Raw genomic sequence first — 13533 nt, forward strand, 5'->3', positions numbered from 1 at the left:
AATCTACTCCGCTGCTACGGTCGTTGGGACCGGTTTTGTGGGTTTCGGATTACCGCCGTTTTCACATTCTTCAAGAAAATCGAGCACTTCTTGGCGGTAGGTATAATAGTCGGGATGCTCTAGCAGCGCCTTGCGGGTGCGCGGGCGCGGAAGGTCAACGTTGGTAATTTTGCCTATGGTTGCTTGTGGACCATTGGTCATCATTACCACGCGATCAGCCAAGAGGATTGCTTCGTCAACGTCATGCGTGACACAGATTGCAGTCACCTTTGTGCGGGACCACACTTCCATTAAAACTTCCTGAAGTTCCCACCGTGTGAGGCTGTCAAGCATACCGAAAGGTTCATCAAGGAGCAGTAACTTGGGCGAAAGGGCAAAGGCCCGCGCGATGCCTACACGTTGCTGCATGCCGTTTGATAGCTCGGTTGCAGGCTTGTCCATCGCATCGCCAAGCCCGACCCGTTCAAGGTAGTATTCCACTACATTCTGCCGTTCTGGCTGGCCGGCTTTTGGATAGACTTTGTCCACCCCGATGGCCACATTCTGTTTCGCCGTAAGCCATGGGAACAGATTGGGCGACTGGAACACAACGGCACGTTCCGGATCGGCGCCTTCGACGTGGCGCCCATCCAGAGTAATGGCTCCTTTCGAGATCGGATTAAGACCTGCGGCCATAGTCAGCACTGTCGACTTGCCACAGCCGGAATGGCCAATCAGGCTGATAAACTCACCGCGGTTCATTTTTAGATCAAAATCTTCGACAACGGTCAGCGGACCTTTGGGAGTTGGGTAAACCTTGTGCAGCTGACTAAAGTTCAAAAACCGCTTGTATATTGCACCCTTTTGGGCATCTGCAATCGCGGTTGGCACGCCATGAATAGGGGTCACATCAGGTAATTTACGAGTGCCTTCTACCTTGGCCTCGATACCAACATCCATAAGATATTTGGTCACGTCAGCGCGTAGGGATTTGAACGCATCATTGCTGTTCATTTCCGTCCGGTCCCGTGGGCGCGGGATGCTCACGGTAAACTCTTCGCCCAAAGTTCCATCCGGATTTAATGCGATGATCCGATCCGCAAGAATGATCGCTTCATCCACGTCATTTGTGATTAAAACACAGGTTTTCTTTTCAGTGTCCCAAATACGCTCGATCTCATCGGCAAGGTTGGCGCGGGTAAGCGCATCTAGCGCCGAGAGCGGCTCATCCAAAAGCAGCATCTCGGGGCTCATCGCAAGCGCGCGGGCCACATTCACACGTTGCCGCATACCTCCGGACAGCTCGGCTGGACGGCGTGTTGCCGCGTGGCTCAGGCCCACCATATCAACGTAATGCGCAACCTTTTCTGCCTTTTCCGCTTTCGACAGGTTGGGAAAGACACAGTCCAATGCAAGCCCGACATTGCCGGTTACCGTCAGCCAAGGCATCAGTGAGTAGCTTTGGAATATCACGCCGCGCTCTGGCCCAGGTCCAGTGATCGGGGCACCCTTGAAAGTAACGCTGCCTGTGGTGGGCTTTTCTAGCCCAGCCATCAAATTGATCAGCGACGTTTTACCAGTTCCAGAGAAGCCAAGCAGCACAAGGAATTCGCCTTCGGCAACCTTGAGGTTTATATTTTTTAGCACATGGGTGGCGTGCTGGCCTGTGCCAAAACTTTTGTTGACGTTTTCTAGCTTGAGAATACTCATAGCGCTTACCGATTGTTGGTGAAGGTGAAAAGGGATTGTAGCGCGTACATCACGCGGTCGAGCAAAAAGCCGATGATCCCGATGGTCAGAACTGCAACCATTATTTTCGCCAATGAACTTGAAGATCCGTTTTGAAACTCATCCCAAATGAATTTGCCCAAGCCGGGGTTTTGCGCCAGCATTTCGGCAGCTATCAGCACCATCCATCCAACCCCAAGGCTTAGCCGCAGCCCGGTGAAAATAAGTGGCAGCGCTGACGGTAGAACCAGTTTGGTAATCTTGGTCCATGTATTCATCTTTAAGACCTTTGAAACATTGACCAGATCTTTGTCGATGGACGAGACGCCAAGTGCAGTGTTGATCAATGTCGGCCAAAGCGAGCAAAGCGTCACTGTCACGGCAGAGATCACGAAGCTCTTGGGCAGAAGACCATCGTTTGAGGCGGCCAATGCAGAGACAACCATCGTCACAATCGGCAACCATGCCAGCGGTGATACCGGTTTGAATATTTGGATCAGCGGATTAAGCACGGCGTTCGCTATAGGTGATAGCCCCGCAGCAATACCCAGAGGTACAGCGATAGCGGTGGCGATTAAGAAACCAAAGAAAACAGTCTGAATAGATGTCCAGATCTGCTGATAATAGGTTGGTGCGCCGGTGTAGGCGCGATTAACAGGCTCTTTGCCTTGCTGAATCCGGCGCTCATTAAGCTGAGCGACCTTCGCATCAAAGTCCGCTTTGCTTTGTGCTTTTGCCTCGGCATCTGCATGAAGGTTGACCGCTTGGGACCAAACCTGCGCTGGTCCCGGTACGGCCCCAAGCGAGGTTTGTACCTTGGGTGCCAGCATCCCCCACAGCATTAGGAAGGCCACAATTGCCAAAAGTGGAACTGCCAGAAGGCGCCAAATTTCTTTTACCTGGGCGGACGGGTTGTCGCCGGCTATAGCTTTAAGGATGGGCGTCATCCACGACAGTCCCAAAATCTGGAACCATTTGTCGGCGGCATTGATGCGCGTGAAAAGCCGGGCACGCTTTGCTTCGCGCTGTTCGGCGGCAGAGAAATTTGGATCAATGGTGGTCATGGATCTGGTCCTCGTCTTGGTTGAGGGGGCGGTTTGCAGGCCCCAGAGCGCAGCACTCTGGGGCCCGTGCGATTTAGTCTTGGACGTTGTTTCCAACAACCAACTGATCTTTCTTCAGCCCAATTGGCAGGCTTTCAAGATATGCGTTGGGGGCTTTGCCGTCATAAGCAATGCTATCTATGATATCTTCGGCAGGCGTTGGCGCTTTGTAACCATCGCTATCCCAGGGGAAATCTGCTTCGTTGGCAAAGCCCTCGTCTACCAGCAGGCGTGCTGCTTCTAGATAAATTTTGGGCTTATAAACAGACTGCGCGACCTCGTCATACCAGCTGTCTGGCTTATGTTCTGCGATCTGGCCCCAGCGGCGCATCTGGGTCAGATACCAGACAGCGTCGGAATAGAACGGATATGTCGCATTGTAGCGGAAAAAGACGTTAAAGTCGGGAATGTCGCGTTTGTCACCTTTTTCGAACTCAAAGAAGCCCGTCATAGAATTCGCAATCACCTCGTAATCGGCACCTACGTATTCCGGACGGCTCAAGATTTTGACTGCTTCTGGGCGGTTGGCGTTATTATTTTCATCCAGCCATATCGCCGCACGGATCAAAGCCTTGGTGATGGCAAGCGTGGTGTTTGGATTTTCCTCGGTGAATTCCTGGGTCAGTCCAAAGACCTTTTCGGGGTTATTTTTCCAAAGCTGGTAGTCGGTAATGACAGGCACACCGATCCCTTTGAACACCGCTTGCTGGTTCCAAGGCTCACCTACGCAGTATCCGTTTATTGTTCCTGCCTCCAGCGTCGCCGGCATTTGCGGCGGCGGTGTCACAGACAGAAACACATCAGCCGCGATTTGGCCCGAGATGTTATCCGGGCTGTAATAGCCGGGATTAATCCCACCCGCAGCAAGCCAGTAGCGCAATTCGTAGTTGTGGGTGGAAACCGGGAAAACCATGCCCATATTAAATGGCTCGCCACGCGAATTGAATTCTTCGATCACTGGCGCAAGGGCCTGTGCGGAAATCGGGTGCATGGGCCGGCCGTCATCCATAGAAGGAATATTGGGGCGCATCATGTCCCAAACCTCGTTCGACACTGTGATCCCGTTGCCGTTCAGGTCCATGGAAAAGGGTGTCACAATATGCGCCTTAGTGCCGTATCCTATGGTTGCTGCAAGCGGTTGGCCAGCAAGCATATGAGCGCCATCAAGTTGGCCATCTATCACGCCGTCTAGCAGCACTTTCCAGTTGGCTTGTGCCTCCAATGTCACAAACAAACCTTCATCAAGGAAATACCCTTGCTCATAAGCTACGGCGAGCGGCGCCATATCCGTGAGCTTGATAAAGCCGAAGGTCAGCTCGTCTTTTTCAAGATCCAGCATTTCGGCAGCTGCCGTGCCGGCAAGCGCTGTCATAGTGACAAAGCTTAGGAGGGGTTTTCTCATATTATATCCTTTCCAATCACCCGGCTACAGCCAAAAACAAAAGCCGGGAAAACAAAAAAAAGGCCGTTCACCACCTGCTGATAGTATCAGCAGAAAGCGAGCGACCTTGCTCAGTACAACCCTATCAACGGGAGAAAATTCGTTACGCCCACATCGTTGTAGGCACTCCCTTTTCTATGCTGCGGTGCAGCGAGAGTTCAACGCTTGAACAGATAAATTATAGCAAAAAAATTGACCAAACTGTCATTTGCACAAAAAAAGGGCACCTATTTCAGTTCTGGGTCGAAAATACGGGCATCAAAGAAACGATTTGGCAGCAGCGTTAGTGTACCACCAGCTGCGGCTACCAATGTGGTATCACGAATCGCACCTTCAAGTTTTTCTGAGGCACCGGGCATCTCGCAGCCTGCAACACCCAGATGCTGGCGATGCAGATCAGAGCGAAACACACGGGTTGCGGCATCAATATCGGCGGCTTGCGCACTTTGATGCGAAAGTTGCAGCTGCCGGGCGATCCATCTGGCTTGACTGCGCCAAGGAAAACTGGCCGCACCATGGTGAAATTCGACAAACCGCTCCACCTGACGCTGATCGCCGCGTGCCGTTACCGTCAAGTGACCTGAAAGAGCGCGGTCAAGCCATTCGGCCGAGACATCGAGATAGGATTTTCGCGCTAGCAAATCACTCGCGGTCGCATGCACATCAGAATTGGCCAGCCACCGGCCCGCGCGCCATGTCGCGCGCATCAAACGCCCCAGCAAATCTGGTTCAGTCTCGGCCCAATCGGTGCGTATGGCAAGTACCTTTTCGGGCGCAAAGCTCCATATGGAAGCAGTGGGCAATAACAGCGCGCCGACCCCTTGTTCCACCGCAACAGAGCCCCAAGGTTCACCGACGCAAAATGCATCGATATCGCCAGCTTCCAGTGCTTTGGCCATTAAAGGTGGTGGGACTGTGCGAATGACAACACCATTAGGGCCGAGAGCGGTTGCCCGGATCCAGTAGCGTAGTAATTCCACGTGCATTGAGAAAGGAAATGGTACACCAAATACGATCGGACCATCGCTGACTTGCGCTAGGACATTGGCCGCGAGGACAGGATCGGCAAAACCGAAATTAAATCCGGTCGCGCGCAATCGGTCCTCCAGCGGCTTTCCAACACCAATGACATTGCCGTTAATCGACAGAACTGAAACCGCTGAAAGTGCTGTTGATACGCCGCCCAATCCCATTGCCATTGCTACTGGCACAGCCGACAGCATATGCGCCGCATCCACGCGCCCAAAGGCGAGCATATCGCGCACAGATGACCAAGAGGGGGCAGGGATCAGGTCAAGAGCAATACCTTCTGCTTCGGCAAACCCCATTTCCTGCGCGATGATCAGCGGAGCTGCATCTATCAATGGCATGTAAGCAACGGGAAGTGTGACCGTATTCATCCCAGCAACCTCGACGCAGTGACCAGCGCTTCGGCCACGTCTGCGACGCGCCTACCCTGATCCATTGCGGTTTTCCGTAAAAGAGCATAGGCGGCGTTTTCATCGATGTTCTTAGCCTTCATTAATAGGCCTTTGGCGCGGTCAACCACCTTGCGTTCTTCCAAAGCGCGGCGGGTTTCAGCCAATTCATTGCGCATTTGCCGCACTATCCTGAACCGCGCGATGGCTGTGTCGATGACAGGTTTGATCCGCTCGGGTGACAGACCATCCACCACATAGGCAGAGACCCCAGCCTCTAGCGCAGTTTGCGCGAGGCCACCTGCCGTACCGGAAACAAACATAGCGACTGGGCGCTCTAACGGGCCAGAGGCTAAAGTGAGTTCTTCCAACATGTCGCGTGTCGGATTGTCGACATCGATCAGTACGATGTCAGGGGCGTGTATGGCAATTTGGCGTGCGAGCCCGCTTGGGTTACCAACAACGCATATATCACAGGCAAGCGAATCTTTTAGCGCATCAACAATCGCGACTGAGCGCTCTTGATCTTCTTCAACGACAACAATGGTCAAATCTTTTGGCATAAGGCGGGGGTGACAGATATTAAAATGACCAGCAAGGGTCAGAGTGTGCCGGGATAGGCTGGCGGCATTTCCACGAGGGCGCTTTTGAACAAATGCCCACGACTCATCAAATATGCCCAATAATTTAGCAGGCTGCTAACCGATAGGGGGGCAGCGAGGTGCACTTAGGGATGCAAAAAGCGCTGCCCTCGCATCGTTGACCGCAGTTTACTTCAAGGTTCCAAGCTCAAATGTTCATTTATTAAACGCAAATGCAGCCGTTCAAAAAGTCTTCAATGTGCAGCTGATGGGCTCATGCTTGTTTTGTGACCACGCGCTTCTCAAAGGCTGGAATGCCCTTGGCGATGTGATGATAGGGTTGTTTGTCACAGGTGAAAATAGCGAGCTTTGGTGTGAAAAAGCTTTGATCGTCAAACGTGCCAATCTTTACGATCATTAAATTTGGGTTTGTCGGGCTTTTGTTGCCAATGGCTGTTCCGCAGTTTGAACAGAAATGCCGGACCACGGGAGTTTTAAGATCACTGCGCGCAAAAGTTGCGATCCTGCCCGCAGTGTATTGGAAATCATCCTTGGAAAATACGGCGAAAACAGCTGGGTTGCCGCCAGTGATATATTGACACTCACGGCAATGACATTGAGCGGTAACCTTCAAAGCGCCGTTAATTTCGTAGCGATTATCTCTGCAATAGCATCCACCAGTGGCTTTCATTTTATTCTCCTCTAAAGCTGTGGGTTTTTTTTGGCATAGATTTCGGGGCCTGATCGGCCAAAAGAAATGCAAAATAGGGGGCAAAATGTAATTGCCCTGCCGCCAAGCACTATAGCTCTTAGGCCTCTGCCAGTCTATAAGAATAGCCTCAGCGGTCTGATTATTGTACTGTGTATCGGTTGACCATGCGCTGCACCATCGGGGCGAAATGCCAGTAATCCGGAGTTTCCATATTTGGCCTTTTTCCCGCATCATCCAAATATCGAACCGCAATAATATGATTGAGATTTGGATTTTTCTCAAACTCAGCAACCTCTGCAGGGTTCATAGGGCCGCCCTGAAGGTTGAGCGAGTGAACCGATGCTTCCGAAAGCCGTCGGAAATATTCAGGCCGCGTGGCGCAGAGATAGCGTTTTGCGGCAACGTGATAGCGCACGCAATCTGTTACGACACTTGGGAAGAACCGCTCTAGCACTTCCGCACCGGCGTCTTCGTGGTGCCGGTCCTCTGTATCGTTCATGGTAAAGGTGCCAAATTCGCTGGTGAAGTGCCCGATGTCATGCAGTAAAGCGCCGACGATAATTTCTTCGGACTGGCCATTTTGCTCGGCTATCGTTGCCCCCTGAAGCATATGCTGACCCATATTTACGGGTTCTCCTAGGTATTCTTCACCGCCGCGCCGGTCGAAAATTGACCCGATGAAATCTACGATGTTGTCAGGGGTCAACCTATCAATTTCAGGCCTCATCCACGGATTCCTTTTTCTGGTTTTGACGCATGGCGTCATAGGTTGATCGCAGCCCGTCCTTATCGGCATAGCATCCTTGCAGCCAACGCGATCCTTCACCGGAATAGCCTTTACGGGCATGAAGAACACGGGTGTTGTCCACAACAAAAGCCTCTCCCGGGTTGAGGCGGAATGTAACCTCCATCTCTTGGTTGTCGATGATTTCGCCAAGACTCCGGTAGGCTGCATAATACAATGGCATTTTATCAAACGGTACATCAGTGATTGCTGCCAGTGATCGGTTGTTGAACCGAACAGAAATCAGTTGGCCGTCTGGTGCCAGTTCAATCATTGGGCGGCGTGACGTTAAGCATACGCTTTGATCACCTGCATATTCAAAGCGCGCCGAATAATTGGCCAATACGTTAAAATACGTCTCATTTTCCTCACGCAGACGCAAGGCGGCAGCAAACCCATCCACCACCATATTGTCGCCTCCAGCAGCAGAGCTTTCAAGGCAATAGAGAACCTGAACCGTGGGAACAGGATCGCGGTAGGGATTATCTGTATGCGCCTGAAGGCCCATACCCGTAAAGGCCAAGTTGGTTGGGTTTACTTCGGTACGAACATCGAAATGCCGCCCGTAATTTGTTTCACGCACGTAACCGAAGAGATCAACGATTTGAAACAGTGCCCCGGGTTTAACAGGGCCGTTAGTGACTTTACCAAACCCATATCGGTTCACCAATGAAAGCCAGTTAAACAGCGCGGAATCATCGCTTACAAGTGCCTCAAAATCGCCTGTGGGGACACTAGTTGTCAGCTCCGCATCCCAAATTGCAATATCTGGTGCAACCCAACCATGCGGCCGCGATGGTGCCTCATCATAGGCGTTCTCTTCGAGCCAAGAGATATCAAAGCGCACCACCTTGTCCTCTGGGGCAAACCTGACGTCCATGGTATCGCCGTTTAGGTCAGTGTTTGTGATAGATGTGTCATGGGGAATATCCCTTAATGCGATCAGGCGCTGACCATTTTCCGGCGCGCGCGTCTGGTGGTCGCTGGCATTATCGCGCAGCCAGATTGCATGAAATCGGCGGCGGCCGGTTGAACTTTTTAGGGTCAGGTATTCACCCGATGGATCAATCGTGACAGATGCCATGTGTAACGCCTTATAATTGCTTTTTTATCGACAGAATGGCCTTGCTCATGCATAAGATCAAATTAAGAATTTTCCTACTGAGGCTTTGATTTTCTAATGTCTAGCCAGCCATTTAAAATGCCACCTTTGGAATGGGTACGCGCCTTTGAAGCTGCTGCTCGGTGTGGAAGTTTCACGGCAGCTGCCGCTGAAACCGGGTTAACCCAATCCGCAATCAGCCAACGCATTGGGCATCTTGAAAGACTGTTGGGAACAAAGCTTTTTTACCGGGGTGCCCGATCTATCAAACTCACCGTCGAAGGTGAAGCTTGGCTTCCACATGTGCGCGCCGCATTTGGAAACCTTCGTCAAAGTTCAGAAGCGCTTTTTGGGCCCACGCGGGGGCGAATGGTCTTTTCGGCCAGTCAGTCTATGATTAATTTATGGCTTCTGCCCCGCTTAAAGCGGCTACAGCATATTGCTGGAGGGCATCTTTCTATGCGGTCGTTGGTTTTGGGCTCACATGACGCCCCAACAGATGATGCCATCGGCATTCGCTATGGGGCAGGTGGTTGGCCGCATGTTTATAAGATGCAACTGTTTAATGAACAGATTGCTCCTTTGGCCTCTCCTGCATTGGCTGAAAATGGCGGACACTGGTTAGAGTGGCCGCGCATCGCTTGTGCAGGGCCTCGTCCAAACTGGACAGATTGGTCGCGCCGTTTTGGAACGCCAACAACACCGGTGCCCAATGTCCGATTTGACATATTTCTCTCGGCCCTTGGGGCTGCGAAAGCGGGTGCTGGGGTGGTTCTTGGCTCGCTACCTCTTTGCGCTGAGGATATTGCAGCCGGGCGTTTGATACGTCTTGGTGAAGATATTTTGGAGCACCATGAAAGTTACTGGGCCATTGCGGGTTCGGATGCAATCACGCGATCTCAATGGGATGAGCTTATCGAAGTACTTGCCGACAACTAACGTTTTAACAAATCGCATAAGGCCAACAGTCTACTAGTCTAGTTCAACATTAGCAGGTTATTTAGCATTGATATGATGGATTTTTTCTGGTGCCACAGGGGAGGATTGAACTCCCGACCTCACCTTTACCAAGGAAGCGGTCTGCCGTAGAAACGGTTATAAAACAGGGTTGTTTTCATTGTATAAATTTCAATAATTCTTTTTTCGTTCACAAATGTTTTACCTCAACTGCGGCCATGGTCGCAAATGGTCGCATTAAAACTGTGTTGCAGATACCGCCCGCAAGCCGCGATCTGGCGTGAAGTGAAGGTAATTCTTATCAATAGTGCAGTGGCTTGCCGCTCCCGTTGCCGTGTTTGTCTGGATGTTGCATGTGAAAATCGGAAGGCATGAAACCTCCATTGCCGTGCTTCAATCGCAAACCATGTCTGACAAACTGGCGCATGACCGCGAGATGAAAGACGTCAAAGATGCACTGCGTTCCATAGCTGCCAAATTGGATAACATCGAACAGGCTTTGAGGGAGAAGTGATCACAAGCAATTTGATTATCTACTTAAAAACTTAGTTGGGGCAGAGGAAGAATTAAAGGTGCGTGGCAATCGCAAAAAAGGACGGCCTGTTTTCCAAAGTTATGGGTAAGTCCGCTGATGACTTCGATGAATTTTTGGCGCTGCAGCAGATAGCTGAAAAGCGCAAGGAACTGGAAAGCATGTGCCGCCTTTATGCAAAGGCAGGCACATGGGACAAATTCATCGCTTACGAAAGCAAAATGCGCGCCCAGCGTCAGATAGCAGCAACAATCTGCTATTTATCGTGGGGCTTTATCGCTTTGATTAGCGTCGGTGGCTTTGCCTTGCTGTATTTTTTCACGGAGTTTTTGCGTGGGCTAAAGGAGTTACTTTTGGCTCTTAATATAGTTTTTCGTCACCTCTCCTTCATGGAAAAAACTATCTTTAACGTAGGGCGCCATCAGCTCCACCATTTTTGCGCGACCGTCAAGATTATTTTCCGCTTCCTCAAAGGATGGGTAAAGCGCAATTGAGATAGCTGATGTTGGGCCTGTCTTGATGTTTATTACCTGCTCAAGGTTTGGAAAGTATTCGTCAACAATTGAGGCATAGAGCGCCTCTATCTTATCATGCATCCCTTCTTCATTCAATTCGTGCATGGTTACTCGCGCGATGCTCATTTCATAATCTCCCAATAATTTAAGTGAACCCTAGGGGCAAAAAATGAACGAAACAATACCTTACAAAGAAGCCTACCAGACCAACCGTCACCGTATGTGTTGGGCTGCGCTGGGCATGATGATCGCGTTTACTATTGCAACGATTCACGACCCGGTGCGGCCTAAAGGACACCCAAGACGTAGGCTTTGGCTTAAAGCTTAAAGCCTTTGAAGTATTCTTCCATATCGGAACCCTTTACATTGGTGTCTGAAAGCCTCCACGGTAAAGTTTTGGAATTATAATCCTCGAGATCAACATCTTGCTGGTTTTGAAAGTGCGCCTTGTTTGCTAGGCTTCTGAAAAATTTTGCTTCCTCAATTTTTGTGGCTGTGACTTCACCCTTTGGATCATCGTCATGCATGAAACCGTATTTTTCAGCTAATTCGCCTGTAAATACTATTTTGCCATTCATAGCATTTAGATCGTCACCCGAAGCCTTGTCGGATATAGACAGCGCGGCACGTCCAACAAAGACAGTGCTTTCTGCGCCAGGCCACTTCATCAGTTCGGTATTGCACCCACCCTGGGGATGAAGGGTCACAGTTTTTACACCATGTTCGCGCAATTCAATGCCCATATCAGCGGTAAGTTTATCCATGCCCGCGTGTGCCACTCCATACGCGACGTCAAAGGCGTATATAAAGCTGCCCAAACTCGACGTTTGAATAATCAGGCCTTCTTTTTGGCCTACCATTATTGGTGCTACAAATTTACTCATGACGTAAGAACTTCTAACGCCAATATTCATGGCGTCATCAAACACGGCTGTAGGACGTTCCCAAAATGGTTTTCCAAAATGAGGAGCGATTGCGACAAGGCCACCGTAAGAGCTATTAACCAGAACATCCACTCTGCCCTCATTGGCCGAAACAATAGAGACAAATTGTTCAACGGCGGCATCATCGTTTTGATCCAAAACATAGGGGTGAACAACTCCGCCCAGTTCATTTTCAGACGCTTCGGCGGATAGCTCTTTTAGAGCTGTTCCGTTCCTCGCAGTAGCATAGACAGAGTAGCCGCCTTCCTTTGCCAAAGTAAGGGCAATACCGCGCCCCAATCCACGAGATGCGCCGGTAACAATAGCAACTTTTCCCATAATCAAATCCTTCAAAAATTGATAGTTGAGCAGCCCCTACCTTGATGTGAAACACATTTTCGGGGTTTTAACCACTAAGTCAATCTTTGCAGGTGGTTCTGCTTTTGCAAAACTATTTGCTTTGAAAAGAATGCGGCGCGTCCATTTCCAGACCCGAATAGGCTTGGGTTCTGCTTCCCTCTGCATCTTTTTCTAAAAGGTGATCTACAGTGTCGAGCCATTCAAGGCCCTCAATTTGGCCTTCAACGATTGTATCAATGCTGGGTAATCGACTTATCTGAACAATTTCTCCAGTATCGAGTTCAATCAAACTCCAGACAATATCTGGTTTATTCATTATTTCCGCTAAACGTGTTAGGCCATTTTCCTTAAACTCATCCTCACAGCCAGCTTTTGGTTTGTACTTAATAATCGACCAAACTGCTTCTGACATCTTCAATCTCCCAAAATTTCGAAAACCATAGAGGCAAAAAATGAATGAAACAATACCCGACAAAGAAGCCTACCAGACCAACCGTCGCCGTATGTGTTGGGCTGCGCTGGGCATGATGATCGCGTGTACTATTGCAACGATTTACGACCCCGTCCGGATGTCTGAAGCCGATAGCATCTTGATGGCTCAGTATCTAGCATTGTCGGGTCTGGTGGGCGCTTACTTTGCGCTGGGTGGGAAGAATTAATTAACGAAGTCGAGTGGGAATAGGTGATCTTTTAACTATGGATCGCCAAGTTAAACCATCTTTTTTTAGGTTGACGCGGACAACAAGTTCATCGCCGTCTATCCATTTTGTCTCCATGACGTGATTATTCTCGTGGACTAATTCGATGTTTTGCCAATCCAGCTTGCCTTGTTCCATTAGCTCACCAATAGAAGCGCAAAACTCATCACGTGTTACCAAATCCGTCTCTCGAACAAACATAAATTCTTCGTGAAAACAATTTTTAAAAGCAACGGGGTCCCATTTTTCTGCAGCAAAAATTTCTGTCGTTCTGGCGAAACTCGTCATCTGTTCATCCTCTAATATGCATTTATTAAAACCGTATCCAACCCGCTCTAAAAAATCAACGAAAGGTAGGCTTATGATTGGGCAGATACTTGGATCGTTTGGCGCTGTGAAAAAACTGTAAATTTCAATGAAATTTGGTTTTTGAAAAGTTGCCTAAATCATATTAAAATTACAGTACGTTTTAGAAAGTGGGCCAACTGCGACCATGGTCGCACTTTTGCCGTTCTCTCAATGTTCTTTATTTCGTGTAAGTCATTGATTTTAAATGGTGCCACAGGGGAGGATTGAACTCCCGACCTCACCCTTACCAAGGGTGCGCTCTACCACTGAGCTACTGCGGCATCATGCGCAGGGTGATTAGACCGAAACCCGCCGATGCGCAAGAGCAATCTAGACCCTTTTCGCCGGATGG

General features: G+C 50.0%; 16 protein-coding genes and 1 tRNA gene. 5 read left to right on the top strand and 12 right to left on the bottom strand.

The window, feature by feature from the left end; all coding sequences use genetic code 11:
- Positions 1-3 precede the first annotated feature (3 nt).
- The 8 genes from GN278_02625 to GN278_02660 form a co-directional block, all read right to left on the bottom strand.
- Entirely contained in the window at positions 4-1689 is a 1686-nt protein-coding gene (locus GN278_02625) for an ATP-binding cassette domain-containing protein (GenBank protein ID XAT59807.1), read from the bottom strand.
- A 5-nt stretch (positions 1690-1694) separates the two neighbouring features.
- A complete protein-coding gene (locus GN278_02630) occupies positions 1695-2771 on the bottom strand; it encodes an ABC transporter permease subunit (protein XAT59808.1) in 1077 nt (358 codons plus the stop codon).
- Positions 2772-2844: 73 nt separating this feature from the next.
- Positions 2845-4212: a nitrate ABC transporter substrate-binding protein gene (locus GN278_02635; protein ID XAT59809.1), complete on the bottom strand. Its 1368-nt coding sequence runs from the start codon at positions 4210-4212 to the stop codon at positions 2845-2847.
- A 266-nt stretch (positions 4213-4478) separates the two neighbouring features.
- Positions 4479-5651, bottom strand: a complete 1173-nt coding sequence (locus GN278_02640) for a nitrate transporter (protein ID XAT59810.1) — start codon at positions 5649-5651, stop codon at positions 4479-4481.
- Complete coding sequence (locus GN278_02645; protein ID XAT59811.1) at positions 5648-6232, bottom strand: ANTAR domain-containing protein; 585 nt, start codon at positions 6230-6232, stop codon at positions 5648-5650. The genes GN278_02640 and GN278_02645 overlap by 4 nt, the downstream gene beginning before the upstream one ends.
- 292 nt (positions 6233-6524) lie before the next feature.
- Positions 6525-6941, bottom strand: coding sequence for a hypothetical protein (locus tag GN278_02650; GenBank protein XAT59812.1), 417 nt, complete (start codon positions 6939-6941; stop codon positions 6525-6527).
- Between the two features lie 160 nt (positions 6942-7101).
- On the bottom strand, positions 7102-7689 hold the full coding sequence (locus tag GN278_02655) for an HD domain-containing protein (GenBank protein ID XAT59813.1): 588 nt from the start codon (positions 7687-7689) through the stop codon (positions 7102-7104).
- Positions 7679-8830, bottom strand: coding sequence for a gamma-butyrobetaine dioxygenase (locus GN278_02660; GenBank protein XAT59814.1), 1152 nt, complete (start codon positions 8828-8830; stop codon positions 7679-7681). Before GN278_02660 ends, GN278_02655 begins: the two co-directional genes overlap by 11 nt.
- A 96-nt stretch (positions 8831-8926) precedes the next feature.
- On the opposite strand from GN278_02660, the gene GN278_02665 reads away from it, so the two are divergent.
- From GN278_02665 to GN278_02680, 4 genes are all read left to right on the top strand, one after another.
- A complete protein-coding gene (locus GN278_02665) occupies positions 8927-9787 on the top strand; it encodes a LysR family transcriptional regulator (GenBank protein XAT59815.1) in 861 nt (286 codons plus the stop codon).
- A 373-nt stretch (positions 9788-10160) separates the two neighbouring features.
- Entirely contained in the window at positions 10161-10319 is a 159-nt protein-coding gene (locus GN278_02670; GenBank protein ID XAT59816.1) for a hypothetical protein, read from the top strand.
- Between the two features lie 62 nt (positions 10320-10381).
- Complete coding sequence (locus GN278_02675) at positions 10382-10831, top strand: hypothetical protein (protein XAT59817.1); 450 nt, start codon at positions 10382-10384, stop codon at positions 10829-10831.
- 190 nt (positions 10832-11021) lie between these two features.
- Positions 11022-11180 (top strand): hypothetical protein, encoded by a 159-nt coding sequence (locus GN278_02680; GenBank protein ID XAT59818.1) that lies wholly within the window; start codon positions 11022-11024, stop codon positions 11178-11180.
- Here GN278_02680 and GN278_02685 read toward each other — a convergent pair.
- Both GN278_02685 and GN278_02690 read right to left on the bottom strand, forming a co-directional pair.
- Positions 11170-12114: an SDR family NAD(P)-dependent oxidoreductase gene (locus tag GN278_02685; protein XAT59819.1), complete on the bottom strand. Its 945-nt coding sequence runs from the start codon at positions 12112-12114 to the stop codon at positions 11170-11172. The two genes, GN278_02680 and GN278_02685, sit on opposite strands and share 11 nt — an antisense overlap.
- A 112-nt stretch (positions 12115-12226) precedes the next feature.
- The gene (locus tag GN278_02690; GenBank protein ID XAT59820.1) at positions 12227-12547 is read right to left on the bottom strand and encodes a hypothetical protein; all 321 of its coding nucleotides are present in this window, start codon (positions 12545-12547) and stop codon (positions 12227-12229) included.
- A 40-nt stretch (positions 12548-12587) separates the two neighbouring features.
- Between GN278_02690 and GN278_02695 the strand changes: the two genes are divergently transcribed.
- The gene (locus GN278_02695; GenBank protein ID XAT59821.1) at positions 12588-12794 is read left to right on the top strand and encodes a hypothetical protein; all 207 of its coding nucleotides are present in this window, start codon (positions 12588-12590) and stop codon (positions 12792-12794) included.
- On the opposite strand, the gene GN278_02700 is transcribed toward GN278_02695, so the two are convergent.
- Both GN278_02700 and GN278_02705 read right to left on the bottom strand, forming a co-directional pair.
- Positions 12795-13121 (bottom strand): hypothetical protein, encoded by a 327-nt coding sequence (locus tag GN278_02700; protein ID XAT59822.1) that lies wholly within the window; start codon positions 13119-13121, stop codon positions 12795-12797.
- A 266-nt stretch (positions 13122-13387) separates the two neighbouring features.
- Positions 13388-13462, bottom strand: a tRNA-Thr gene (locus tag GN278_02705).
- Between the last annotated feature and the right edge of the window lie 71 nt (positions 13463-13533).

This window comes from Rhodobacteraceae bacterium Araon29, assembly GCA_039640505.1.
Classification (GTDB): Bacteria; Pseudomonadota; Alphaproteobacteria; order Rhodobacterales; family Rhodobacteraceae; genus CABZJG01.

Excerpts from the sequence above, each read along its gene's own strand:
- GN278_02700 (XAT59822.1), bottom strand. The coding sequence starts at position 13,121 with ATGACGAGTTTCGCCAGAACGACAGAAATTTTTGCTGCAGAAAAATGG.
- GN278_02695 (XAT59821.1), top strand. The coding sequence starts at position 12,588 with ATGAATGAAACAATACCCGACAAAGAAGCCTACCAGACCAACCGTCGC.
- GN278_02685 (XAT59819.1), bottom strand. The coding sequence starts at position 12,114 with ATGGGAAAAGTTGCTATTGTTACCGGCGCATCTCGTGGATTGGGGCGC.
- GN278_02655 (XAT59813.1), bottom strand. The coding sequence starts at position 7,689 with ATGAGGCCTGAAATTGATAGGTTGACCCCTGACAACATCGTAGATTTC.
- GN278_02635 (XAT59809.1), bottom strand. The coding sequence starts at position 4,212 with ATGAGAAAACCCCTCCTAAGCTTTGTCACTATGACAGCGCTTGCCGGC.
- GN278_02690 (XAT59820.1), bottom strand. The coding sequence starts at position 12,547 with ATGTCAGAAGCAGTTTGGTCGATTATTAAGTACAAACCAAAAGCTGGC.
- GN278_02645 (XAT59811.1), bottom strand. The coding sequence starts at position 6,232 with ATGCCAAAAGATTTGACCATTGTTGTCGTTGAAGAAGATCAAGAGCGC.
- GN278_02680 (XAT59818.1), top strand. The coding sequence starts at position 11,022 with ATGAACGAAACAATACCTTACAAAGAAGCCTACCAGACCAACCGTCAC.
- GN278_02640 (XAT59810.1), bottom strand. The coding sequence starts at position 5,651 with ATGAATACGGTCACACTTCCCGTTGCTTACATGCCATTGATAGATGCA.
- GN278_02625 (XAT59807.1), bottom strand. The coding sequence starts at position 1,689 with ATGAGTATTCTCAAGCTAGAAAACGTCAACAAAAGTTTTGGCACAGGC.
- GN278_02665 (XAT59815.1), top strand. The coding sequence starts at position 8,927 with ATGTCTAGCCAGCCATTTAAAATGCCACCTTTGGAATGGGTACGCGCC.
- GN278_02630 (XAT59808.1), bottom strand. The coding sequence starts at position 2,771 with ATGACCACCATTGATCCAAATTTCTCTGCCGCCGAACAGCGCGAAGCA.
- GN278_02660 (XAT59814.1), bottom strand. The coding sequence starts at position 8,830 with ATGGCATCTGTCACGATTGATCCATCGGGTGAATACCTGACCCTAAAA.
- GN278_02650 (XAT59812.1), bottom strand. The coding sequence starts at position 6,941 with ATGAAAGCCACTGGTGGATGCTATTGCAGAGATAATCGCTACGAAATT.